The organism is Pseudomonas sp. H9, from assembly GCF_004353925.1.
Lineage (GTDB): Bacteria > Pseudomonadota > Gammaproteobacteria > Pseudomonadales > Pseudomonadaceae > Aquipseudomonas.
This window is the reverse complement of the sequence record NZ_SMOK01000016.1, coordinates 1-26,468: the sequence shown is the minus strand read 5'-3', so window position 1 is coordinate 26,468 and position 26,468 is coordinate 1. Positions and strand designations below refer to the sequence as shown.

At 64.6% G+C, this 26,468-nt stretch carries 5 protein-coding genes; all 5 read left to right on the top strand.

Annotated features, from left to right (window positions below; translation table 11 throughout):
• Positions 1-169 precede the first annotated feature (169 nt).
• The 5 genes from E1573_RS13525 (at position 170) to E1573_RS13505 (ending at position 26,287) form a co-directional block, all read left to right on the top strand.
• Positions 170-9,343, top strand: a complete 9,174-nt coding sequence (locus E1573_RS13525; RefSeq protein ID WP_133214442.1) for a non-ribosomal peptide synthetase — start codon at positions 170-172, stop codon at positions 9,341-9,343.
• Between the two features lie 65 nt (positions 9,344-9,408).
• Entirely contained in the window at positions 9,409-10,476 is a 1,068-nt protein-coding gene (locus E1573_RS13520) for a TauD/TfdA family dioxygenase (protein WP_133214440.1), read from the top strand.
• Complete coding sequence (locus E1573_RS13515; protein WP_133214438.1) at positions 10,473-13,508, top strand: non-ribosomal peptide synthetase; 3,036 nt, start codon at positions 10,473-10,475, stop codon at positions 13,506-13,508. Before E1573_RS13520 ends, E1573_RS13515 begins: the two co-directional genes overlap by 4 nt.
• Complete coding sequence (locus tag E1573_RS13510; protein WP_133214436.1) at positions 13,505-25,237, top strand: non-ribosomal peptide synthetase; 11,733 nt, start codon at positions 13,505-13,507, stop codon at positions 25,235-25,237. The genes E1573_RS13515 and E1573_RS13510 overlap by 4 nt, the downstream gene beginning before the upstream one ends.
• Positions 25,238-25,321: 84 nt before the next feature.
• Positions 25,322-26,287 (top strand): alpha/beta hydrolase, encoded by a 966-nt coding sequence (locus tag E1573_RS13505; protein ID WP_133214434.1) that lies wholly within the window; start codon positions 25,322-25,324, stop codon positions 26,285-26,287.
• Positions 26,288-26,468 lie beyond the last annotated feature (181 nt).

Here is a 26,468-nt window from a genome sequence, read left to right as displayed (position 1 = left end):
TATAGGACGAATGAGAATCGAAAACCTGCTAGTCAAAATGAAAATAAATGTTTCAGAGCCTCTGGGGCGGGCGTTTCCGCGAGGGCTAAATCCATTGAATTGAGTTTCGTTCCTATCTGCATGCGCGTGCTCCAGGCACCACGAGTGAACAAGAAGGAAGAAACCCAGCATGAAACCCGAAGACGCCGAGAAGCTAGCCCGCCGTTTTATCGCCTTGCCCCTGGAGAAACGCCGGGTGTTCCTCCAGGCCTTGGGGCGGGAAGGGGTGGACTTCGCCATGCTGCCGATTCCGGCAGGTGTCGACAGCCCGCAACGGGCGCTGCCGTCGTATGCCCAGCAGCGCATGGGCTTGTTGTGGCTGCTCGATCCACAGGGTGGTGCTTATAACCTGCCCGGCGCGGTGCGCTTGCAGGGTGAGGTGAAGGTTGAGGCGCTGGTGGCGGCCTTCGAAGCGCTGGTGGCGCGCCACGAACCGCTGCGTACCTTGTTCAGCCTCGACGACGGGGTTTGGGGCCAGTGCCTGCAACCTGCCGGGCCGCTGCCGCTGGACTACCGCGATTTTGCCGAGCAGGCCGAGCGTGACGTCCTGCTCGCCGACTGCGTACGCGAACAAGCAAGCCTGCCATTCGACCTGCAGCGCGGGCCGTTGCTGCGGGTGTGCCTGGTGCGGATGGCTGAGCACGAGCATGTGCTGCTGGTGACGCTGCACCATATCGTCGCCGATGGCTGGTCGATGAATGTGCTGATCGATGAGTTCAGCCGCCTCTATGCCCAGTGCGTGGCCGGCACGCCGCTGCAGTTGCCGGCGCTGCCGATCCAGTACGCCGACTACGCCCTGTGGCAACGCAGCTGGCTGGAGTCGGGTGAGCTGGAGCGCCAACTGGCGTATTGGACGACGCAGTTGGGTGATGAGCAGCCGGTACTGGAGCTGCCCACCGATTTCCCGCGTCCGGCCAACCCCAGCTACCGGGGCGTGCGCCTGGAGTTCGCCATCGATCCGGCGTTGACTCAGGGGCTGCGTGCGCTGGCCCAGCAACAGGGCGTGACCCTGTTCATGCTGCTGTTGGCCTCGTTCCAGACGCTGCTGCACCGCTACACCGGCCAGCGCGACATCCGCGTCGGTGTGCCGGTCGCCGGGCGCAGCAAGGCCGAGACCGAGGGCTTGATCGGTCTGTTCGTCAACACTCAGGTGCTTCGCGCCGAGCCCGGTGGCGATCTGCCGTTTACTGCGCTGCTGGCACAGGTCAAAGCAGCGGTGCTGGGCGCTCAGGCGCACCAGGAACTGCCCTTCGAGCGACTGGTCAACGCCTTGCAGCAGGAACGTGACCCAAGCCATTCGCCGCTGTTTCAGGTGCTCTACAACCACCAGCCGCTGGTGGCTGATGTCGAGCAGTTGCCCATCGCCGACGGCCTTAAAGCCTCGCGGCTGGAGCTGGGTGGGCGCACCACGCAATTCGACCTGGCCCTGGACACCCTGGAAAAGTCCGGCGCCCTGCATGCGGCCCTGACGTACGCCTGCGACCTGTTCGAGCAGGCCAGTGTCGAACAGTTGCGCGGCCACTGGCTGAACCTGCTGCACGGCATCGTCGAAAACCCGCAGGCGCGTCTGGGGGATCTGCCGCTGCTGGACAGCCAGGAGCGCCAGCGCCTGCTGCTGCAGTGGAACGCCACGGCCGAGGTGTTTGCCGATGGCCCTTGCGTGCATTGGCTGATCGAAGCCCAAGCCGGGCGCACCCCGGATGCCCCGGCGCTGGCGTTTGCCGGTGAGCAACTCACCTACGCCCAGCTCAACGCCCGCGCCAACCGCCTGGCGCATCGCTTGATCGAGGCCGGTGTCGGCCCGGAGGTGCTGGTCGGCATCGCCCTGGAGCGCTCACTGGAAATGGTGGTGGGGTTGCTGGCTATCCTCAAGGCTGGCGGTGCCTATGTGCCGGTTGATCCCGACTACCCGGCCGAACGCCAGGCCTACATGATCGAAGACAGTGGCGTACGCCTGCTGCTGACGCAGTCGGCGCTGCTTGAGCGTTTGCCGGTGAGTGCCGAGCTTGAGACCTTGTGCCTGGACACCCTCGACACCCAGGGCTACAGCGAGCACAACCCGGCGCACAGCAACAGCGCAGGTAACCTTGCTTACGTGATCTACACCTCCGGCTCGACCGGGCGCCCGAAAGGTGCGGGCAATAGCCATGTGGCGCTGTTCAACCGCCTGGCCTGGATGCAGCAGGCCTACAGCCTGACCCCAGCCGACAGCGTGTTGCAGAAAACCCCGTTCAGCTTCGACGTGTCGGTGTGGGAGTTCTTCTGGCCGCTGATGGTCGGCGCACGCTTGGTGGTGGCAGCACCGGGCGCCCATCGCGACCCGCAACAGCTGATTCAGACCATTGTCGAGCAGCGCATCAGCACCCTGCATTTTGTGCCGTCGATGCTCCAGGCCTTCATTCACGAGTCAGGTGTCGAAACCTGCACCAGCCTGCAGCGCATCGTGTGCAGCGGCGAGGCCTTGCCCGCCGATGCCCAGGCTCAGGTGTTCGCCCGCCTGCCAAAGGCCGGGCTGTTCAACCTTTATGGCCCCACCGAAGCGGCCATCGACGTCACCCACTGGACCTGCATTGACGATGGCCGTCACAGCGTGCCGATTGGCCGCCCGATCGCCAACCTGCGCACCCATATTCTCGACGCCGAATTGAATCCGGTGCCCGCAGGTGCGGCGGGGGAGTTGTACTTGGGCGGTATCGGCCTGGCCCGTGGCTACCATCGCCGCCCGGCATTGACCGCCGAGCGCTTTGTCGTCGATCCGTTTGGCTCTGGCGAGCGTCTGTACCGCACTGGTGATCTGGCGCGTTACCGCCAGGATGGCGTGATCGATTACCTCGGACGCCTCGACCATCAGGTGAAAATCCGTGGTCTGCGCATTGAACTGGGTGAGATCGAAGCCGGGCTGATGGCCCACCCGGCGGTCAAGGAAGCGGTGGTGCTGGCCCAGGACAACAAGCAGTTGGTGGCGTATCTGGTGCTCAGTGAGGCCAGTGGCGATGCCCAGGTGCTTAATAGCCAGTTGCAGGCGCACCTGCTCAAGCGTCTGCCGGCGTTCATGGTGCCGGAGTTTCTGTTGCACCTGGAACGCTTGCCGGTCACGGCCAACGGCAAGCTCGACCGCAAGGCGCTGCCGCGTGCGGGCGCTGTGCGTGAACGGGCCTTCGAGGCACCGCAGAACGAGCGGCAAACACGGCTCGCACAGATCTGGCAGCAGTTGCTGAACGTCGAGGCGGTAGGCCTGGATGACAACTTCTTCGCCCTGGGCGGCGACTCGATTATCGCCATTCAAGTGGTCAGTCGCGCCCGCCAGGCAGGCCTGCGCCTGACCCCGGCCGACGTGTTCAAGTACCAAAGCCTGCGCACGCTGGCTGAAACGGTCGAACAGGCACCGCTGCTGGTGATCGAGCAAGGGCCGCTGCAGGGTGAAGTGGCACTGACGCCGATCCAACACTGGTTCTTCGAAAACGCCATCGTGCAGCGTCAGCACTGGAACCAAGGGGTGCTGCTGACCTCGCGCCAGCGCCTCGACGCCGCTGTGCTGGAAAAGGCCTTGCAGGCGGTAGTCGCGCAGCATGATGCCTTGCGCCTGCGCTATCGCCACACCGACGGCCAATGGCAGCAAGCCTTTGCTGAATCGGCGCCACTGACGCTGTGGCTGCGTCAGGCAGGCTCGGCGCAAGCGTTGCGTGAGCAGTGTGACGAAGCCCAGGCCAGCCTCGATCTGGAAAAGGGGCCGCTGCTGCGTGCGCTGTTGGTGGAGATGGCCGACGGTAGCCAGCGCCTGCTGCTGGCCGTGCACCATCTGGTGGTAGACGGCGTGTCGTGGCGGGTGCTGCTTGAAGACCTGCAGCAGGCTTACCGGCAACAGCCCTTGCCGCCGAAAACCACCGGCTACCAGCACTGGGCCGCACGCCTGCGCGACTACCTGCCAGGCGCTGAGGCGCAACTGCCGTTCTGGCAGGCCCAGCAGGCCGCTGCATTGCCACAGGATCACCCGCATGGTCGCTGTGTCAACGCCAGCGCGGCCTCGCGCAGTTGGCGCCTTGACGCAATGCGCACCCGCCAACTGCTGCAAGGTGCCCCACAGGCCTACCGCACTCAGGTCAACGACCTGCTGCTGACTGCCCTGGGGCGTGCGCTGTGTGCCTGGAGCGGCCAGGCGGATTGCCTGGTGCTGCTTGAAGGTCATGGCCGCGAAGCGCTGTTCGAAGACGTTGACCTGAGCCGCAGCGTCGGCTGGTTCACCAGCCTGTTCCCCGTGCGCCTGAGCCCGCTGGGTACGCCGGGCGCGGCAGTGAAGGCGGTCAAAGAACAGCTTCGTGCGGTGCCGGACAAAGGCATTGGCTACGGCGTGCTGCGCTACCTCGGTGGGGCGCCGCTGCCGGCTCAAACTGGCATCCTGTTCAATTACCTGGGGCAGCTCGACCAACAGTTCAACGACGACGCCTTGTTCGCCCCGGCCAGTGAAGGCAGCGGCCGCGCCCAGGACCCGCTGGCACCACTGGCCAGTGCCTTGAGCCTGGAAGGGCAGGTGTACGAAGGCGAGTTGCTACTGGAGTGGCGCTTCTGCGCCGAGACCTATAATGCCTCGACCATCGACCGCCTCGCCGAGAGCTTTGCGCTGAAGCTGCAGGCCTTGCTCGACCACTGCCTGACTCCGGGCCTGGCTGAGGTGACGCCGTCGGACTTCCCGCTGGCTCGCCTCGATCAGCCACAGCTCGACGCCCTGGCCCTCGACTGGGCGTCGGTTGAAGACCTCTATCCGCTGTCGCCATTGCAGCAGGGCATGCTCTTTCACAGCCTGTATGAGCCGCAGGCCGGTGCCTATATCAACCAGTTGCAGGTGCGCATCGACGGGCTCGATGTCGAGCGCTTCCGCGCCAGCTGGCACGCGGCCCTGGCGCGCCACGAGGTGCTGCGCAGTCGCTACTACTGGGAAGGCTTGGACCATCCGCTGCAGGCCATCGCCCGCCGCGTCGAGGTGCCGTTGCAGGTGATGCCGGGTGCCGGGCAGTCGCTTGAGGCGTTGGCCGAACAGCAGCGTGCCATCGGTTTCGAACTGAACGCCGCGCCGCTGCTGCGCCTGCTGTTGGTTCAGCTCGGCCCGGACAGCTACCAGTTGATCTACACCAGCCACCACATCCTGATGGACGGTTGGAGCAACGCCCAACTGCTGGGCGAAGTCTTGCAGCACTATGCCGGTCAGACACCGGCTGGCCACGCTGGGCGTTACGCCGACTACCTGAGCTGGCTGCAACGCCGCGATGCCGCGCAGGATCAAGCTTTCTGGCGCCAGCAGGTCGAGGTGCTGGAAGCGCCGACCCTGCTGGCCGAAACCCTGCCGCGCGAGCAAGCCGCAGCGGGCCACGGCGAACTGAAACAGGTGCTGGATGTCGGCTTGAGCCAGCGCCTCAACGACTTTGCCCGTGACCAGCAGGTGACGGTCAATACCGTGTTCCAGGCAGCCTGGGCGTTGCTCTTGCAGCGCTACAGCAATCAGGCCCAGGTGGTGTTCGGGGCGACCGTAGCCGGACGGCCTGCACAATTGCCGGGCATCGAGCAGCAGGTCGGCTTGTTCATCAACACAGTGCCGGTGGTCTGTGCGCCACGGCCAACCCTTGGCGTTGCCGCCTGGCTGCAGGAGGTACAGGCGCTGAACCTGGCCCTGCGTGATCACGAACACACCTCGTTGGTCGACATTCAGCGCTGGGCCGGCCAACAGGGCGCGCTGTTCGACACCTTGCTGGTGTTTGAAAATTTCCCGGTGGCCGAAGCGCTCAAGCAAGGCGCACCCGGTGGCTTGCGTTTCGCTTCTGTGAGCAATCATGAGCAGACCAGTTACCCGCTGACCCTGGGTATCGAGCAGCACGCCAGCCTCGACCTGACCTTCAGCCATGACCGCCAGCGCTTCAGCGCCGCTCAAGTGCAGCAGTTGTGTGACGGCTTGATTGACCTGTTGCAGCAGTTTGTTACGGCCCCGCAGCAGCCTTTGGCGAACCTCAACTTGCTGGGTGTACAGGCGCAGGCCAAGCGTCTGGCGCTGTGCGGTACTGCGGATGACCAGGCAGACAGCCTGCTGTTGGTGCATCAACGTTTCGAGCGTCAGGCCGCCGCCACACCAGACGCGCTGGCACTGATCGGCGCTGAGCAACGCTGCACCTATGGCGAACTCAATGCTCGCGCCAACCGCCTGGCCCACCGCCTGCGCGAATGTGGCGTCGGCTCGGGCCAACGCGTCGGCCTGTCGGTGCGCCGAGGCCCGGCGATGATCGCCAGCCTGCTGGCGGTGCTCAAGGCCGGTGCCGCCTACGTGCCGCTGGACCCGGATTACCCGGCCGAGCGCCTGGCCTACATGATCGAAGACAGCGCCCTGAGCCTGCTGCTGATGCAGTCGGGGCTGCTGCAGGTGCCGGCAGGCGTGGCCTGCCTGACGCTCGAAGAGGGCGACGACTGGCTGGCGGACTACTCATCGGACAACCCGGTGAATCAGGCCACTGCCGGTGACCTCGCTTACCTGATCTACACCTCCGGTTCTACCGGCCTGCCCAAGGGCGTATCGATCGAGCACGCTGCGCTGCGCGAGTTCTGCGTGATCGCCGCGGACTACTCACAATTGAGTGCTGAAGACCGGGTGCTGCAGTTCGCCACCTTCAGCTTCGATGGCTTCGTCGAGCAGTGCTACCCGCCGCTGTGCGTGGGGGCCTGCCTGGTGCTGCGTGGCGATGAACTGTGGGACACCGCCACCCTGTATGAGCAGATCATTGCCCACGGTGTGACACTCGCCGATTTGCCTGCCGCGTACTGGTTCCTGCTCGCCCAGGACTGGGCTGCCAGCGCACCGCGTGATGCCGGGCGCCTGCGTCAGGTGCATGTGGGCGGCGAGGCCATGTCAGCCGAAGGCCTTAAACTCTGGCACGCCGCCGGGCTTGGGCATGTGCGCCTGCTCAACACCTATGGCCCGACCGAGGCCACCGTGGTGTCCAGCACCCATGTCTGCACGCTGGCCGACAGCCAGGGCGCGATCCCCATCGGCCATGCACTGCCGGGGCGTGCGCTGTACATTTTGGACAGTCACGGCCAACTGGCACCGGTCGGGCTGGCCGGTGAGCTGTGCATCGCCGCCGAGGCGGGGTTGGCACGCAACTACCACGGGCGTGCGGCGTTGACTGCCGAGCGCTTTGTGCCTGATCCCTTTGCCCGCCGCCCTGGTACGCGGCTGTATCGCAGTGGTGACCTGGCGCGCGCGCGGGTGGACGGGGTGGTGGAGTACATTGGTCGCGCCGACCACCAAGTGAAGATCCGAGGCTTCCGCGTCGAACTCGGCGAGCTGGAAGCGCACCTGCAAGCCTTGCCGATGATCCGTGAGGCTGCCGTGCTGGTGCACGACAGCGCCACCGGCAAGCAGTTGATTGGTTATGCAGTGCCTGCGGATGCCACACAGAGCAGCGCTGAGCTGACCGCCGAAGTGCGTCAGGCCCTGCGTGCGCAACTGCCCGATTACATGCTGCCGAGCCAGGTGCTGGCCTTGCCGGCGTTGCCGCTCAATCGTAATGGCAAACTTGACCGCAAGGCCTTACCGACCCCTGAGCCCATTGTGGCAGGTAACCGCGAACCGTTGCGTGGTGAGCTGGAACAACGCATCGGGCAGATCTGGCAGCACGTGCTGCGCGTCGAGGGCCTGGGGCGCCAGGACAACTTCTTTGAACTGGGCGGGCATTCATTGCTGGCCACTCAGATCGTTTCTCAATTGCGCCAGCAACTGGGGCTGAGCGTGCCATTACGCAGTTTGTTCGAACACCCGCTGCTGTGTGACTTCGCCGCTCAGGTGCAGGTGTTGGCCGGGCAGGGCAGCGCGGTGGCGCGGCCTGCGATGCAGCGTGTCGAAGGTGCTGGCCGCAAGCCGCTGTCGTTCGCCCAGCAGCGCCTGTGGTTCCTCTGGAGCCTGGAGCCGCTCAGCTCGATGTACAACATGCCCGGCGCGCTGCGCTTGCGCGGGGCGCTGGACCCGATCGCGCTGCAGTGTGCTTTCGAGCGGCTGGTAGCGCGTCATGAGGTGCTGCGCAGCACCTATCACGAAGCCGATGGCAGCACTTGGCAGCAGGTGCGCGACGACCTGCCGTTGACGCTGCGCCGTACCGACCTGCGCGGCCTCGATGACCCCGAGCAAACCGCCCGCACGCTGGCGCGCGAAGAAGTCGCGCAGCCCTTCGACCTGGCCAACGGCCCGCTGCTGCGCGTTCACCTGCTGCAATTGGCGGACGATGATCATGTACTGCTGCTGACCTTGCACCACATCGTCGCCGACGATGGTTCGTTCCGGGTGTTGATCGACGAATTCGTCAGCCTTTATCCAGCCCTGAGCGAAGGCCGCGAACCTGCGTTGCCCGCCCTGACGTTGCACTACGCCGACTTCGCCAGCTGGCAGCGACACTGGCTGGAGCAGGGCGGCGAACTGCAACGTCAACTGGACTACTGGCAGGCGCGTCTGGGTGAGCAGCCGAGCGTGCTGGAACTGCCGCAAGACCCAACTGCTGAGCCGGCCTTGGACGGGCAGGGTGGCAGTGTTCATTTCACCTTCAGCGCCGAACAGAGTACGCAGCTGCGCCAGTTCGCCCGCCAGCGCAACCAGTCGCTGTTCAGCGTGCTGCTGGCCGCCTTTAACGTGGTGTTGCAACAGCGCACCGGGGAGCGGCGCCTGCGTATCGGCACCGACATCGCCAACCGCAACCACGCCGAGCTGGAACGCATGGTCGGCTTCTTCGTCAACCAGCTGGTGCTGCAAGTGGACCTCGACGCCGAGCTGTCGGTGGCGCAACTGCTTGAGCGTTGCCGCGAGGCGGTGATCGAAGCCTCCGACCACCAGGACTTGCCGTTCGAGCGCCTGGTCGAGGCTCTGCGCTTGCCTCGGCGCACTGGCCGCTCGCCGCTGTTCTCGATCAAGTTGATCCACCAGGAGGGCGTCGGCCGCCTGCCGTCGATGGGCGGCCTGCGGGTCGAAGACTTCCCCTCCGGGCGCCAGGCTGCCGAGTTGGATCTGGTGGTGGCGTTCTACAACGACGAGCAGCACCTGCACCTGAGCTTCGAATACCCACTTGAGCGTTTTGCTGCTGCAACCCTGTCGGCGATGTTCGAGCAGTTGCGTGCGGTGCTGCAGGCCTTGCTCGACGGCGCGGGTTCGCTGGGCGAGCTGAGTGCTGCAGCCGAACGGGTCTGGCGTGAGCACCAGGAGCGGCAGAACAGCCAACGTGCCGAGCGCCTCAAGGGCCTGCACCCGATCAAGCGGCGGCGCTCCGGCGCGGCCCTGTAATCGCCTATCCACCGTTTTTTGCGGCGGCTCGGGTGAGCCGCCACGGCCCAGCTCCAGGAGGGGTTATGTCAGCAACATCAACGCCATCACGGCCCATGCGCGGCGCGCGCAAAAGCCTGTCCACCGATTCGGCCAGCCTGGTCAGCTTCCGCCCGTTGTTCGAAGACGGCGGCTTCCCGCTGCTGTGTACGCCAAATGTACCAGGGGTCAACCTGATCGAATGGTCGGCACAAAACCGTGAACTGATCCAGCAGCAGTTGCACAAAGGCGCTTCGATCCTGTTTCGCGGTTTCGATGTGGCCGACATCGACCAGTTCAACCGCTGCATCGATGCGATTTCCGGCGGCGCGCTGCAGTACCTGTTCCGCGCTTCACCGCGCACCCAGATCACCGGGCAGTTCAACATTTACAGCTCCACCGACTACCCCAGCGGCGAGCGGATCTTCCCGCACAACGAGCACTCGTACTCGCCGGTGTTTCCGTTGCACCTGTACTTCTATTGCGACACACCATCAGAAACCGGTGGCGAGACGCCGCTTGGCGATACCCGCCTGATCCTCTCGCGCATCGATCCAGAGGTGCGCGAGGCCTTTGCTCGCAAGGGCATTCTGTATGTGCGCAACTATGGCGACGGCATGGGTTTGCCGTGGCAAACCGTATTTCAGAGCGAGGTGCGCAGCGAAGTCGAAGCCTACTGCGCGCAGATCGGCGTTGAGGCCGAATGGAAACCGGGCAACCGTCTGCGCACCCGCCAGCGTGGCCCGGCCATGGTCCGCCATCCGCAAACCGGTGAGCGCGTGTGGTTCAACCACGCCACCTTCTTCAACGCCCTGACCTTGCCCGACAGCATCCGCGACAACTTGCTGCGCGAGTTTGGCCCGCTTGACCTGCCGCAGAACACCTTCTTCGGTGACGGTACGCCCATCGGCGACGACGTGGTGCGCCACCTGCAGCAGATCTACCGCGACGTCATGGTCGAATTTGCCTGGCAGAAGGGCGACGTGGTGCTGCTCGACAACATCCTCACCGTGCACGCGCGCAATGCCTTCACCGGCCGCCGAAAAATTCTCACCGCCATGGCCATCGCGCAGAAAAGCGCCGAGCTGGCACTCGATCAAGGAGCTTCTGCATGACCACGTCCAACCCTAGCGGTGAGATCTTCCAGACGTCCGCCCAACAAGCGTTGGCGCTGACTGCTCAAGGCGCTGACGCGCGTCCCGGTCAGGCGTGGCTGCTGTTGGCCCTGACTCAGGTCCCCGAGGCCGAAGTGCTTGCCCAGGCTTTGCACACCCTCGGTGAACGCCATGAAGTGCTGCGTACGGTCTATCGACGTTTGCCGGGCATGAGCTGGCCGGTACAGGCGGTGCTGGATCAGGCGCCGGTACGCATTCATGCCAGTGCTGAGCGTGATGAGGCCTTGGCCTGGGCTCGCGAGCAAGTGGTCGGCGCTGGTGAAGTCAGCCTGGCTGTCAGCACAGTGGCGGGCCCGCAGCCGGCCGTGCTGCTGCTCGGCGCTGCCGCCAGCCTCGACCGCCTTACCTTGTTGGCGCTGGCTCGCGAACTGCGCGACCTGTGCGAGGGCCGTGAACTGGCAGACAACGACGAAGAACTGCAATACGTCGATTTCGCCGCCTGGCAACAGGAGCTGCGTGAAGAAGACCTCGGTCGCCAAGGCACGGCGTTCTGGCAGGAGCGCCTGCGCACGTATCAGATTCCCCATCGTCTGGCGTTCGAGACCGCCAGCGATCCGGGGCTGGCTCGCCATCGCGCCCAGGCGTCGTCGACCCTGGCCACTGAAGATCAAGCCCGTGTCCTGACCTTGTGGGGTGCTTTCCTGGCCCGCATCAGCCACCTGGATCGCCTGTTGCTTGGCGTCGAGGTGGACGGTCGCAACGAAGAACTGGACGGTGCCTATGGCGCCTTTGCCCGCAGCCTGCCAGTGGCTTTCGACAACCGTCGCAGCGCCAGCCTGGACGAATTGAGCGCCGAAGTGGCGGCGAGCTTCGAGCTGTCGCGCTCCTGGCAAGACTGCCTCAATGAGTTTGAACTGGGCCTGTGCCGTTATGGCTTTGCGCTGCGTTCCAGTGCATTGAGTGCGGGCGTACTGGCGCTGGACGTCGAGGCGCCGACCGAACTATTGCGCCTGGAGCTGGCGGACGGTCAGGCCAGCCTTGACGCCCGCGCCGATGCGTTCGAAGCGGCTGCTCTGCAGGTGTTGTTGGGGCAGTTCCTGACCTTTGCCGATCAGGCCCTGAAGGCGCCAACGCAAGACCTCGGTCAAGCCACGCTGCTGGATGCCGAGGCGCGCCAGGCTGTTCTGGAAGGCTTCAACCCGCAGGCGGCCTCGTTGCCACACGCCCGCACACTGCAATCACTGTTCGCCGAACAAGCGCTGCAATACCCGCAGCAGATGGCCTTGAGTGTAGGCGACGAACGCCTGACCTACGCCGAGCTGGATCGCTTGTCCAATCAGGTCGCCAATACCTTGCGTGCCCAGGGCACCGGCCCGGATCAGGTGGTGGCGGTGTATGGCCAGCGCAGCCGCGAGTTGGTGGTGGCCTTGTTGGGGATTCTCAAGGCCGGTGGCGCTTACCTGCCACTGGACCCGAACTACCCGGCCGAGCGCCTGGCGTTCATGCTGGCCGATGCCGGTGCTACTCAGGTGCTGGCCAGCGTAGCGTTGCCGGACGCCTGGCAGCAGGACGCCGCGCTGACCGTCACCTCGCTGCAGTCTGGCAGCCCTGTGTGGTCGGCCAGTACCGAAGCGCCTGCAGCCGTGGGCGAGCCGGGCAATCTGGCCTATGTGATCTACACCTCCGGCTCCACTGGCAAGCCCAAGGGTGTGATGGTCAGCCATGCCAACGCCGTGGCTTCGACCCTGGCCCGTGGCCGCTTCTACCGCGAGCCGCTGACGAACTTCCTGATGCTCTCGTCGTTCTCCTTCGACAGCTCCGTAGCCGGGGTTTTCTGGGCCTTGAGCCAGGGCGCAACGCTGACCTTGCCAGATGAACAGAGCCACAAAGACCCGCAACAACTGGCCGCACTGATCGCCCGTGAAGGGGTGTCGCATTACCTGACTCTGCCTTCGTTCCACGCGCAGATTCTGCAGAACCTCGAAGCGCCGTCGCTGCGTTGTGTGATCGTCGCCGGTGAAGCTTGCGCACCTGAAGTGCTGCAACGCCACAGCGAACGCCTGCCGGGTGTGGCGCTGGTCAACGAATATGGCCCGAGCGAAGCCACAGTGTGGTCCACCGGCGCCTACCTGGACCCGCTCGATCGTCATGGCATTGCCATCGGCAAACCGGTCGATGGCCTGCGCGTGCACTTGCTGGATGCGCAGCTGGAGCCGGTGGCTGTCGGCCTTGAAGGTGAACTGCATGTGGCCGGCGATGGCCTGTGCCGTGGCTATTTGCAGCGTCCGTCGTTGACCGCCGAGCGCTTCGTGCCCGACCCCTTTGCCCGCGAGCCCGGCCAGCGTCTGTACCGCACAGGCGACCTGGCGCGTTACCGCATTGACGGGCAGATCGACTACCTCGGTCGCCTCGACCATCAGGTGAAGATCCGCGGTTTCCGCATCGAACTGGGTGAAATCGAGAACGCCTTGCGCGGTGGCCGCGGGGTCGAAGATGCATTGGTGATCGCCCGCGATACACCGGCGGGTAAACAATTGCTCGCCTTCGTCGTTTCTACTCAGGAAGGCCATGAACAACTTGGCCTGGACCTGCACAGCCACCTGTCCCAGGCGCTGCCCGAGCACATGCTGCCGGCGCGCATCCGGGTACTGGAACGCTTCCCGCAGACCCCTAACGGCAAGCTCGACCGCAATGCTTTGTTGGCCCTGGACAGCCGCCGCAGCCAGTACATCGCACCGCGCACTGAGCTGGAGCAGACCCTGGCCGGCATCTGGGCCGAAGCCCTGCAGGTGGAAAAGGTCGGTGTGCATGACAGCTTCTTCGAGCTGGGCGGCCACTCCCTGCTGGCAACTGGAATCCGTACGCGGATTCAGGACGCCCTGGGGCTGACCATTCCACTGCGGGTGTTCTTTGAAGGGGAAACCCTCGAACGCCTGGCGCAGGAAATCGAAGCATTGCGTGAGCAAGCCGGTAAACAGCACAACACAGTGGACTCCCTGGAGGCGCTGTTCGACGAGGTTGAAGCTCTATGAATGCGGTACCGGACAGAATGCTGGCGCTGGCGCAACGCTTTTCAGGGATGTCGGTCGAAGCCCGGCAGGCCCTGCAAGGCAAGATGCGTGAGCAGGGCCTGACCCTGGAAGCCTTGCCGATTCCGCCGCGTGCGGCCGGCATCGACCTGCTTCCAGCGTCGTATGCCCAGCAACGGCTGTGGTTCATCTGGCAACTGGAACCACAGGCCACCGCCTACAACCTGACCGGTGCCTTTCGCCTGCGTGGTCGGCTCGACCGCGCCGCGCTGGAGCAAACATTGGCTGCGCTGTTGGCACGTCATGAAGTGCTGCGCACCACCTTTGTGCTGGCCGGTGACAGCGTGCAGCAGGTGATTCATGCCCACATGGCCTGCCCGCTGGCGCAGGTCGCGGCCGATGAAGCGGGCCTGCACGACGCCATTGCGCTGGCGGCGCAGACACCGTTCGACCTGGAGCACGGGCCGCTGATGCGCGCCCGCCTGATTCGCCTGGGCGAACAAGACCATGTGCTGGTGCTGACCTTGCACCACATCGTCACCGACGGGGCGTCGCTGCCGATCCTGATTGAAGAATTCACCCGCCATTACGCCGCTTTCGCCAGTGGCCAGGCGCCGCAGCTGGAGGCGTTGCCGATCCAGTACGCCGACTTTTCGCAGTGGCAGCGGCTGTGGCTGGAAGCGGGCGAGGGTGAGCGGCAACTGCAGTACTGGCGTGAACAACTGGGCGATGAGCACCCGTTGCTGACCTTGCCCCTGGACCATAAACGCCCGCCAGTGAGCAGCCAGCGGGGTGACAGTGTCGCCTTGCAGGTACCGGCAGCGGTGCTCGAAGGCCTGCGCGGTGTGGCCCGTGCCCAGGGTTGCACGCTGTTCGTGGTGCTGCTGGCCTCGCTGCATGCGTTGCTGCACCGCTACAGCGGCGAGCGTGACATTCGTGTGGGCGTGCCGATTGCCAACCGCACCCGCAACGATGTGCAAGACCTGTTGGGTTTTTTCATCAACACTCAAGTACTGCGAAGCCAACCTGAGCCGCAGCAGGCGTTCAGCAGCCTGGTCGAAGCGCTGAAGCGCGCATCGATTGGTGCCCAGGCTCATCAGGATGTACCGTTCGAACAACTGGTCGATGCCCTGCAGCCAGAGCGCAGCCTGAACCAGAGCCCGCTGTTCCAGGTGATGCTCAACCACCAGCATGGCGCTGTCGACAATGTCGGGCGCTGGCAGTTGCAAGGGCTGGAGGTGGAAGTACTGGGCTGGGAAGAACGCAGCAGCAAGTTCGATCTGATGCTCGACACCGTCGAAACCGCAGACAGCCTGAGCGCGGCCTTTACCTACGCTACCGACCTGTTCGAAGCCGACACCATCGAGCGTATGGGGCGGCATTGGCTCAACCTGCTGCACAGTGTGGTGCGTGATCCGCACACTGCGCTGGGCGATCTGGCGCTGCTTGATGCCGACGAACAGGCGGCGACCCTGGCGCAGTGGAACCCGGCGCCGCAGCACTACACGCCGGGCCAGTGCCTGCACCAACGCATCGAGCAGCAAGCGGCGTTGCGCCCTGAAGCGACTGCCGTGGTTTGCGAAGGCCAGCGCCTGAGCTATGGCGAATTGAACCGCCAGGCCAACCAACTGGCCTGGCGCCTGCGAGAGCAGGGCGTCGGCCCCGACGTATTGGTCGGTATCGCACTGCCGCGTTCGGCGCAGATGCTGGTCGGCCTGCTGGCGATCCTCAAGGCCGGTGGCGCCTACGTGCCGCTGGACCCGGAGTATCCGCAAGAGCGTCTGGCCTACCTGATCGAAGACAGTGGTACACGCCTGGTGATCAGTCAGGCTGATCTGCTGGCACGCTTGCCGCTGCCTGAAGGCGTGCAGACCCTGTTGCTGGATGAAGCCGCCGCGTGGCTGGCGGCTGCGCCGCAGCACGATCTGCCCAACCTCACCCATGTCGACAACCTGGCTTACGTCATTTACACCTCCGGCTCCACCGGCAAGCCCAAGGGCACTTTGCTGCCCCATGCCAATGTGTTGCGTTTGTTCGACGCTACCCAGCAGTGGTTTGCCTTCGACCAGCACGACGTGTGGAGCCTGTTCCATTCCTACGCCTTCGACTTCTCGGTGTGGGAAATTTTTGGCGCCTTGCTCTACGGTGGCACTCTGGTAGTGGTGCCGTACGCGGTCAGCCGTTCGCCGCAAGACTTCCATCGCTTGCTGCGCGAGGAGGGTGTCACGGTGCTGAACCAGACACCGTCGGCGTTCCGCCCATTGATCGACGTGGCGCTCGCCGCCCGTGACGAGGGGCCGTTGGCCCTGCGTACCGTGGTGTTCGGCGGCGAAGCCCTGGAGGTCAACGACCTGCGTCCGTGGTTCGAGGCGTTCGGCGACCGCCAGCCGCAGTTGGTGAACATGTACGGCATCACCGAGACCACGGTGCACGTCAGCTACCGGCCCTTGAGCCTGGCAGACCTGGATGCCAGCAACAGCAGCCCGCTCGGCCTGCCGATCGATGACCTGAGCTGGTACGTGCTCGACGGTCGTCTGAATCCGGTGGCCAAGGGGTGTGTGGGTGAACTGTATGTCGGTGGTGCCGGTCTGGCCCGGGGTTACCATCAGCGCCCGGATTTGACCACCACGCGCTTCATTGCCGACCCGTTCGCTCGCACGCCGGGTGCCCGGCTGTACCGTACCGGCGACCTGGCGCGTTTCAGCGCCGATGGCAGCCTGGAGTACATCGGGCGTATCGACCATCAAGTGAAGATCCGCGGTTTCCGAATCGAGCTGGGTGAGATCCAGCGCTGCCTGCAGAACCATCCGCAGGTCGCCCAGGCGCTGGTGTTGGTGCATGAGGCCAATGGCAGCAAACAGTTGGTCGGTTATCTGGTGGCCAAGGCCGGTGTCGAGGCGGGCAGCAGTACCTTCCGTCAGGGCCTGCGTGATTTCCTCCGTGCGCAACTGCCTGACTATATGGTTCCGGCACACCTGCTGGTGCTCGACGCCTGGCCGCTGACTGGCAACGGCAAGCTCGACCGCAAGGCTTTGCCGGTCCCAGGCGCGGAGCTGTCGGCTACCACCTGGCAAGCACCGCAAAATGCCCTGCAGGCTGACCTGGTCGCACTCTGGGAAGAGGTACTGAAACGCGCACCGATCGGCATCGACGACAACTTCTTCGAGCTGGGTGGCGACTCGATCATTTCCATCCAGCTGGTTAGCCGTGCGCGTCAGCGCGGTATTCGTTTCAGCCCCAAAGACCTGTTCCAGTACCAGACCGTGCAAAGCCTGGCCCGTGTGGCCGAGCGCAGCGCAGCGGTGCAGGTCAGCCAGGGCCCGGTGCACGGTGCGGCGCCGCTGACGCCGATTCAGCACTGGTTCTTTGAGCAGCCGATAGCCAAGCGTGCGCACTGGAACCAGTCGCTGCTGCTCACCGTGCGCCACCGCCTTGAGGCGCAGCCATTGCGCGAAGCGCTGGCAGCCGTGGTACGCCAGCACGATGCCTTGCGCCTGCGTTTTACTCAGCAAGATGGCCTCTGGCAGCAGCACCACGCAGACGACGCCACCGAGCAAGCACTTGTGCAGGTCGCCCAAGCGGCCGATGCCGATGAGTTACTGATGCTGTGCAATCAGGCTCAGGCCAGCCTCGACTTGAGTCAGGGCCCGCTGTTGCGCGCCTTGCTGGTGGACATGGCCGATGGCAGCCAGCGCTTGCTGCTGGTGGTGCATCACCTGGTGGTTGATGGCGTGTCGTGGCGGGTGCTGCTTGAAGACCTGCAACAGGCCAGCCAGCAGCAAGCCCTGCCGAACAAGACCAGTGCGTATCAGCACTGGGCCCAGCGTTTGCAACAGTACGCGCAAAGCCCGACCCTGCTGGCTGAAGCCGCCTACTGGCATGAACAGTACCGAGACGTAGCGCCGGGCCTGCCGTGCCAGGCCGTGGACACCCCGGCCGCTGAGCAGATCCTCGCAGTGGAAACCGCGCTCGATGCCGACACCACCCGGCAACTGCTGCAACAGGCTCCGGCGGCTTATCGCACGCAGATCAACGACCTGCTGCTAACCGCGCTGGCGCAGGTGATCTGCGCCTGGACCGGTCAGGCGTCAACCTTGGTTCAGCTCGAAGGCCATGGCCGCGAGGAGCTGTTCGACGACATCGACCTAAGCCGAACGGTGGGCTGGTTCACCTCGATTTTCCCGCTCAAACTCACCCCAGCAGCGGAGCCGGGCGCGAGCCTCAAAGGCATCAAGGAACAGCTGCGTGCGGTACCGCACAAGGGCATCGGCTTCGCCATCCTGCGCTATCTGGCAGACCAAGGCCTGGCGGCACTGCCAGCCCCGGCGATCACCTTCAACTACATGGGCCAGTTCGACGCCAGTTTCGACACCCAGGCACCGTGGCAACCGGCGCAGGAAAGCGGTGGAAACGAGCAGGCACCGGGCAGTACGGTGCTCGAAGGGCTGAGCATCAACGGCCAGGTGTACGAAGGCCAATTGCGCCTGAGCTGGTCGTTCGACCCACGGCGTTTCGACGGTGCTCAAGTGCAGAGCCTGGCCGATGCCTACGGTCAGGCCCTGCGCACACTGGTCGCTCACTGCCTGACCTGCGAAGGCGGGCTGACGCCGTCTGACGTGCCTCTGGCGAACCTCGACCAACGACAGCTGGATAACCTGGCGCTGCCCGCCACGGTCATCGAAGATATTTATCCGTTGTCGCCGATGCAGCAAGGCATGCTGTTCCACAGTTTGTATGACGATGAACCCGGCGCCTATGTGCATCAGTTGCGCCTGGACGTCGAGGGCTTGCAGGTGGACGCGTTGCGCCAGGCCTGGCAGGCCGCGCTGGATGCTCACGACACCTTGCGCGCAGGGTTTCTCTGGGGCGACAGCCACAAGCAACCGTTGCAGTTGATCCGCCGTCAGGTTGAACTGCCGTTGCTGCAGGCCGACTTCCAGGGCCAGCCGCGCAGCGCACTGGACGCTTTTGCCGAGGCCGACCGCCAACGTGGTTTTGATTTGGCTGCGGCGCCGCTGCTGCGGGTCAACGTGTTGCAGACGGATGCCGATCGGTACCATCTGATCGTCACCCATCATCACATTCTGCTCGACGGCTGGAGCACCTCGCAGTTGCTCGGCGAAGTCATGCAGCGCTACGCCGGTATTGCCCCGCCACCTGCAAGCGGGCGTTACCACGATTACATGGCCTGGCTCGCCGTCCAGGACCCGCAGGCTGCTGAAGCGTTCTGGAAAGCCCAGTTGGGCGAACTGCAGGAGCCGACGCTGTTGGCCAACTGCACCCAAGGTGACGCCAGCACCCGTGGTTTCGGCGAGTACTTCCAGGTGCTCGACCACGCTGCCAGCGAGCGCCTCGGCCAGTTCGCCCGCCAGCACAAAGTGACCCTCAACAGCCTGGTGCAGGCGGCCTGGCTGTTGCTGCTACAGCGCTACAGCGGTCAAGACTGCGTGGCTTTCGGCGCCACCGTGGCCGGGCGCCCGGTGGACTTGCCCGGCATCGAGCAGCAACTGGGCCTGTTCATCAACACCTTGCCAGTGATTGCCAGCCCGCACCCGCACCACAGCGTGGCGCAGTGGGTGCAGGCGATCCAGGCACAGAACGTGAGCTTGCGCGAGTTCGAACACACGCCGCTGGCCGAGGTGCAGCGCCTGGCCGGGCAGGGCAACCTGTTCGACACCTTGCTGGTGTTCGAGAACTACCCGTTGGCCGAGGCCCTGCAGCAGGGGCCGGAGACTGGCCTGCGCATCCTCGATGTTGAAGGCCGCGAGCAGACGCATTTCCCGCTGACGCTCTCGGCTGACTTCGGCGCACGGCTGTCGCTGCGCTACAACTATGCCCATGCGGCCTTCAGCGATGGCTTCATTGCCCGCTTGCATCAGCACCTGTGCAACCTGCTGCTGGCCATGGCCGAGGCACCGCTGCAAGCGCTGGGCCGCCTCGACGTGTTGAGCGCATCGGAGCGTGAGCAGCAAGTGCTGCAGTGGAACGATACCGCTGTGGCCTACCCGGCTGTGCAGCCGGTGCAACGCCTGTTCGAGCTGCAGGCCGAGCGCACTCCGGACGCGCCAGCGCTGGTGTTCGGTGACCAACAGCTGAGCTATGCCGAACTCAACCGTCGTGCCAACCGCCTGGCGCACCGACTGCGCGATCAAGGCGTGGGCCCGGAAGTGCTGGTGGGCATCGCCGCCGAGCGTTCGCTGGAGCTGGTTATCGGCCTGCTGGCGATCCTCAAGGCTGGTGGCGCCTATGTGCCGCTGGACCCGGACTACCCGGACGAACGCCTGGCCTACATGATCGAAGACAGCGGCATCGATTTACTGCTGACTCAGCGCCCGTTGCGTGAACGGTTGCCGCTGGCTGTCGGTGTACAGGTGCTGTGCCTGGACGCGCCAGACCTGGAAAGCGGCAACCACAGCAACCTGCCGCTGGTGCTGGACGCTGCCGGGCTGGCCTACATGATCTACACCTCCGGCTCCACTGGGCGGCCGAAAGGCGCCGCTAACCGTCACGACGCCTTGTACAACCGCTTGATGTGGATGCAGTCGGCGTACCCGATCGGTGCTGGCGACACGGTGCTGCAAAAAACCCCGTTCAGCTTCGACGTGTCGGTGTGGGAGTTCTTCTGGCCGCTGATGGTCGGCGCCCGTCTGGCCATCGCCGAACCGGGTGCGCACCGCGACCCGGCAGCGTTGGTAGCGCTGATCAATCGTCATCAGGTCAGCACGCTGCACTTTGTGCCATCGATGCTGCAGGCTTTTGTCCGCGACGACGCTGTGGTCAGTTGTACCAGCCTGCGGCAGGTGATCTGCAGCGGTGAAGCGCTGCCCGCCGAGCTGCAACGCCATCTGCTGCGCGTGCTGCCGTGGGCGGGGCTGTACAACTTGTATGGCCCGACCGAGGCGGCGATTGACGTCACCCACTGGACCTGCCGCGACGACGGCAGCCACAGTGTGCCGATTGGTCAGCCCATCGCCAACCTGCACACCTACGTGCTCGACAGCAGCCTGCAACTGCAGGCTGCGGGCTGCGTCGGTGAACTGTACCTGGGCGGTGTTGGCCTGGCCCGCGGTTATCACCGTCGCCCGGGACTGACCGCCGAACGTTTTGTCGCTTCGCCATTCGTGGCGGGTGAGCGCCTGTACCGCACCGGTGACCTGGCCCGTTACCGCGCCGATGGCGTGATCGAGTACGTCGGGCGTATCGACCATCAAGTGAAGATCCGCGGCCTGCGCATCGAGCTGGGTGAAATCGAAGCTGCACTGCTGGAGCAGCCAGGTGTAGCCGAAGCGGTGGTGCTGGCGCTGGACATCGCCAAGAGCAAGCAACTGGTGGCTTATCTGGTGCCGGAAGCCGACGGTTTTACCGTCGAGGTCATTAAGACAGCTTTGGCCGAGCGCTTGCCGGAGCACATGCAGCCTGCGCAGTTGATTGAGCTGGCCGCCATGCCGGTGACGGCCAACGGCAAACTTGACCGCCGCCGTCTGCCCGCGCCGCAGGTGCGCAGCTCGCAAGGCAGTGCGCCACGCACGGCGCTGGAAGCGAGTTTACTGGCGATCTGGCAGGCGCTGTTCGAACGCCAGGACATCGGCATCGACGACGACTTCTTTGAACTGGGTGGCGACTCCATCGTGTCGATTCAGGCCGTTGGCCTGGCACGCAAGATGGGGCTGGCGATCACCCCGAAACAAGTGTTCAGCCACCCGACCATCGCCGCCCTGGCCCAGGTCACGGGCAGTGCCGACGCCGAACAGGTCGATGCCCCGGCACTGGCCTCGGTGGCACTCGGCGCTGCGCAGTTGCAGGCCTTGGGCCTGCACGCCGAGCAAGTGGAAGATGCCTACCCGTTGTCGCCGATGCAGCAGGGCATGCTGTTCCATTCGCTGCAGGACGGTGACGACGGCCTGTACGTCAACCAGATCGAAGTGGGCGTTGTGGGCGCCGACCCGCAGCGCATGCAGGCGGCATGGGAGGCGGTGGCCCGTCAGCATGCAATCCTGCGTACGGCGTTCCTCTGGGAGGGGGAGAAGGAGCCGCTGCAGGTGGTGTTACGCGACGCCCCGACGCTGCTCACGCTGCTCGATTGGCGTGACCACGATAATGTCGCCCAGGCAGTGCGTGAGCTCGCCGACAGCGAGCGTGAAAAGGGCTTCAGCCTCGGCCGCGCGCCGTTGCTGCGCGTGCTGCTGGTACGCACCGAAGCGGATCGCTATCGCCTGATCTGGACCTACCACCACATCCTCATGGACGGCTGGAGCGTGTCGCGCTTGATCGGCGATGTGCTGCGTCATTACAGCGGTGAAGCGCTGCTGCCGGTGGCCGAATACCGGCACTACATCGGCTGGTTGCAACAGCAGGATCCGGCGCGCAGCGAAGCCTTCTGGAAAGCCCGCCTGAGCGAACTGGAAGGCCCGACCCACTTGGCCCGCGCCGTGCCGGTGAAGGCACCGGCTGAAGGCTACCGGGCGCTCTACACCCAGCTCGATGCCGAGCAGACCGCGCGCCTGACACAGTTCGCGCAAAGCCAGCGAGTCACGCTGAACACCCTGGTGCAAGCCGCCTGGTTGCTGTTGCTGCAGCGTTACACCGGCCAGCGCACGGTGACCTTCGGCGCCACGGTGTCGGGACGTCCGGAAACCCTCGACGGTTCCGAGCAGATGCTCGGTCTGTTCATCAACACCTTGCCGGTGGTCAGCAGCGTGCCAACCGCGCAATCGGTGGGTGACTGGTTGCGTGAGGTGCAGGCCTACAACCTGCAGATCCGCGATCACCAGCACACCCCACTGAGTGATATCCAGCGTTGGGCCGGGCAGGGCGGGCAAGCGTTGTTCGACAGCATCATCGTGTTCGAAAACCAGCCGGTAGACCGCACCCTGCGTGAGTGGGACGGCGAGTCGCTGCGCTTTGAAGATGTTTCGGACTACGGCCTGACCAGCTTTGCCATGGACTTGATGGTCAGCGTCGACGACGGTGGCCTGCGCATTGAATACATGCACCAGTGCGAGCAGTTTGACCTGGTCACGGTCGAGCAAATGCGCGGGCACATGGAAAGCCTGATGCAACGCTTGTGTGACGACCCGGCGCAAGCTGTCGGTTGCCTGGGCCTGCTGGAGGGCAGGCCGCAGCAACTGCAAGCATGCCCGGCGCCGCAGGTGAACACCCCGGTGCACACCTTGATCGCCCGTCGTGCTCAGGCTAAGCCCGATCATCCGGCGTTGGTGCTGGGTGATGAAGTACTCGACTACGCCACCCTCGAACGCCGTGCCAACGCGTTGGCCGTGCAACTGTGCGCACAGGGTGTCGGCGCGGAAACCGTGGTCGGGGTGTTCATGGAGCGCTCGCTGGAGCTGGTGGTGTCGTTGCTGGCGGTACTCAAAAGCGGCGGCGCCTATGTACCGCTGGACCCAGAGTACCCAGCCGAGCGCCTGCGCTACATGATGGCCGATGCCGGCATGAGCGTACTGCTGACTCAGCAACGCTTGCAGGCGCGGGTCAGTGTCGAGGCATCGGTGGCATGCCTGGCGGTGGATCAGCTGGCGCTGGATGTAGACGTTGACACTTCGGTACTGCCAGCCGTCGACGCGCAGGGGCTGGCGTACCTGATCTACACCTCGGGTTCCACCGGCAAGCCGAAGAGTGTGGCGGTTGCCCATGGTCCGATCAGCATGCACGTGCAGGCCATCGCTGAGCTGTACGAGATGGACAGTAACGAGCGCGAGCTGCACTTCATGTCGTTCGCGTTTGATGGTGCCCATGAGCGCTGGATGACCGCGTTGATCAGTGGCTCGACCCTGGTGATTCGCGACAACAGCTTGTGGACCGCCGAGCAGACGCTCAACGTGCTGACACAACAGCGCATCACCGTCGCGTGCTTCCCGCCAGCCTATCTGTTGGAACTGGCCGAGCAGGCCGAAACCCTTGGTGCGGCACCGCCGGTGCGGGTCTACTGCTTCGGCGGCGATGCGGTGCCCGATGCCACCTTCGAGCGGGTTAAACGCAGCCTGGCGCCGAAGTACCTGGTCAACGGCTACGGCCCAACCGAGACGGTGGTGACACCGCTGCTGTGGAAGACCCCGCTATCCGGCAGCTGCGAAGCAATGTACGCGCCTATCGGCAAAGCGGTCGGCGTGCGTACCCTGTATGTCCTCGATGCTGATCTCAACCCGTTGCCGCCCGGCTTCGTCGGCGAGCTGTACATCGGTGCTGAAGGCGTCGCCCGCGGCTACCATCATCACCGCCAGCAAACTGCAGAGCGCTTCGTTGCTGACCCGTATGGCGAGCCCGGCTCGCGGCTGTATCGTACCGGCGACCTGGTGCGCATGCGCAGCGATGGCGTGGTCGACTACGTTGGTCGGGTGGATCATCAGGTCAAGGTGCGCGGTTTCCGTATCGAGCTGGGTGAAATTGAGGCGCGCCTGCGCGAGCAGGCAGGGATCAAAGACGCCCTGGTTGTGGTGCGTGACAGTGCCCAGGGGCGCCAGTTGATCGGCTATGTCGTCGCTGCAGCCGAGGCTGGCCTCGACCGTCGCCTGTTGCAAGCGCTGCGCGAATCTCTGCCGGACTACATGGTGCCGACTCAAGTGGTGGTAATGGCGCAATTCCCGCTGACCCCTAACGGCAAACTCGACCGCAAAGCACTGCCCGACCCGGATTTCGGCAGCCGCGAACACGTCGCCCCACGCACACCATTGCAAGCGGCCTTGGTGCAGATCTGGCAACAGGTGCTGGGCATCGAGCAGGTGGGCATTACCGACAACTTCTTCGAACTGGGCGGTGACTCGCTGCGCACCTTGAAAGTGATTTCGCGGGTGCGGGCGATGCCGGAACTGGGCTTCGAAGTGAAACTGCGCGACATGATGGCCAAGCCCACCATCGCTGGTCTTACCGCCGACCAGCCAGAAGCAGCGGAGGTGCCCCAGGCTTTGCTGCTGCTCAACCAGCCGGTGGCCGACAGCGCACCGTTGTTCTGCCTGCACGCCGGTTTCGGCACGGTGTTCGACTACGAGCCCCTGGCGCGGCACCTGGAAGGGCAGCGCACGGTGTATGGCGTGCAGTGCCGGATGCTGCTGGACCGCCACTGGCAGGACACGTCGCTGGAACAGATGGCCATTGATTACAGCGCAGAGATCCGCGCCAAACAGGCCGAGGGGCCGTATCACCTCGCGGGGTGGTCGCTGGGTGGCACATTGGCGTTGCTGGTGGCCCGTGAGCTGGAAGCACAAGGCCAGGCGGTACGTTGGCTGGGCCTGGTCGACAGCTACGTGCCGCTGGACACAGTGCCCGATGGCGAAGACTGGCGAGCTGACCTGCAGGCCTTCCTCTGCGCCACCTTGGGGATGGATGCGGCGGTGGTGCAGCCGGTGCTGGATGCGCAGGAATGCATCGAGCCGCAGCAGGTGGCCGGGTTGATCGCTGGGGTGATCCAGCGTCAACCGGACCAGGCCGGGGGCTATGCCTTGCTCGGGGCCGAAGAACTGGCGCACACCTTTATCGTCAGCGAGCGGCTCAAGCAACTGTCGCGCGAAGTGCCTGTGTTGCCAGTGGTACGTGCGCCGCTGCGTTGCTGGTGGGCCAGCGGTAACCCGACCGGTGAGCGTGCTGCGCTTGAGGCGCAGCAACCGCGGATCATCCGTACTCAGCTCGTGCAGGCCAGTCACTACGACATCCTGCACCATGCCGATTGCTTGCAAGGGCTGCTGTCGAGCCTGGAAGCCGAGGCGGTCACCGAGGGCTGACCCTGCGATTTGGGGTTTTGCAGTAAATAGCCACGCTCGGCTTACGTTAGTGAGTCGAGCGTGGTTTTTTCTGGAGGCCGAACAATGCCATTGCACCCCGATATTGAAGGATTTCTCGAACTGGTCGAGCTGGGTCGTTTGACCGGCAAGAGCCAGCCGATGCACGCGTTGACGCCGCAGGAAGCGCGGCGCCAGTTCGATAGCACGTCGTTGCTGCTGGACAGTGCGCCAGCGGGCCAGCTGGAAGTGACTCAGTTGGTTATCCCCAGCCGTGACGGACAGCAACTGGCGGCGCGCTGCTACCAGCGTGCGGTAGCCGAGCAGGCGCTGCGGCCGGTGCTGATGTATTTCCATGGTGGTGGTTATGTGGTGGGCAGCCTGGACTCTCATGACACCCTGTGCCGCCGCCTGGCCCTGGCCGGTGATTTCGTGGTGATTTCCGCTGATTATCGGTTGGCGCCTGAGCACAAGTTCCCCACCGCGTTCAACGATGCCGAAGATGTGGCGCTGTGGGTGCTTGCTGAAGGCGCCAAGCACGGCCTGGATGCTACTCGGGTGGCGTTGGCCGGTGACAGCGTCGGTGGCAGCTTGGTGGCAGCCCTGGCGATTCAGGCGGCGTTGGCGCCGGAGCAATTGCCCTTGCAGCCGCGGGTGCAAGTGCTGCTGTACCCGGTACTGGATGCGGCGGTGGAGCGAGCGTCGCTGGAGCGTTTTGCTGACGGCTATTTGCTGGAGAAAGACTCGCTGCGCTGGTTCTACCAGTTGTACGAGCGTGAGCGGGGAGACCGGCTGGACTGGCGTTTCTCGCCGATCTACGCACCGTTCCCGTCGAACCTGGCGCCTACTGTTTTATGGCTGGCCGAGTTCGATCCGCTGTTGGATGAAGGCTTGGCCTATGCCGAGCGTGTGCGTAGTGCGGGGCTGGAGATTACCTGCGAGGTCAAAGCTGGAATGACCCATGACTTCGCCCGCATGGGTGAGGTGGTGGCTGAAGTGCCGGGGATGCTGGTGGCGCTGGCCGGTTTGATTGGTGAGCGGTTGCGGGGCTGAAAAAGCATCGCGGGGCAAGCCCGCTCCCACCGATTGGCCAATTGCCGGTGGGAGCGGGCTTGCCCCGCGAAGAGGCCGCTATCAGTAGCTGGCGCACAGGGTCAGGGCTAGGTTGCGTGGGTCGCCGTAGATGCCCGCATGGGTGAGGTGGTGGCTGAAGTGCCGGGGATGCTGGTGGCGC

Bases quoted from the DNA above. Each gene is read 5' to 3' on its own strand.
- E1573_RS13525 (WP_133214442.1), top strand. From the start codon at position 170: ATGAAACCCGAAGACGCCGAGAAGCTAGCCCGCCGTTTTATCGCCTTG.
- E1573_RS13520 (WP_133214440.1), top strand. From the start codon at position 9,409: ATGTCAGCAACATCAACGCCATCACGGCCCATGCGCGGCGCGCGCAAA.
- E1573_RS13515 (WP_133214438.1), top strand. From the start codon at position 10,473: ATGACCACGTCCAACCCTAGCGGTGAGATCTTCCAGACGTCCGCCCAA.
- E1573_RS13510 (WP_133214436.1), top strand. From the start codon at position 13,505: ATGAATGCGGTACCGGACAGAATGCTGGCGCTGGCGCAACGCTTTTCA.
- E1573_RS13505 (WP_133214434.1), top strand. From the start codon at position 25,322: ATGCCATTGCACCCCGATATTGAAGGATTTCTCGAACTGGTCGAGCTG.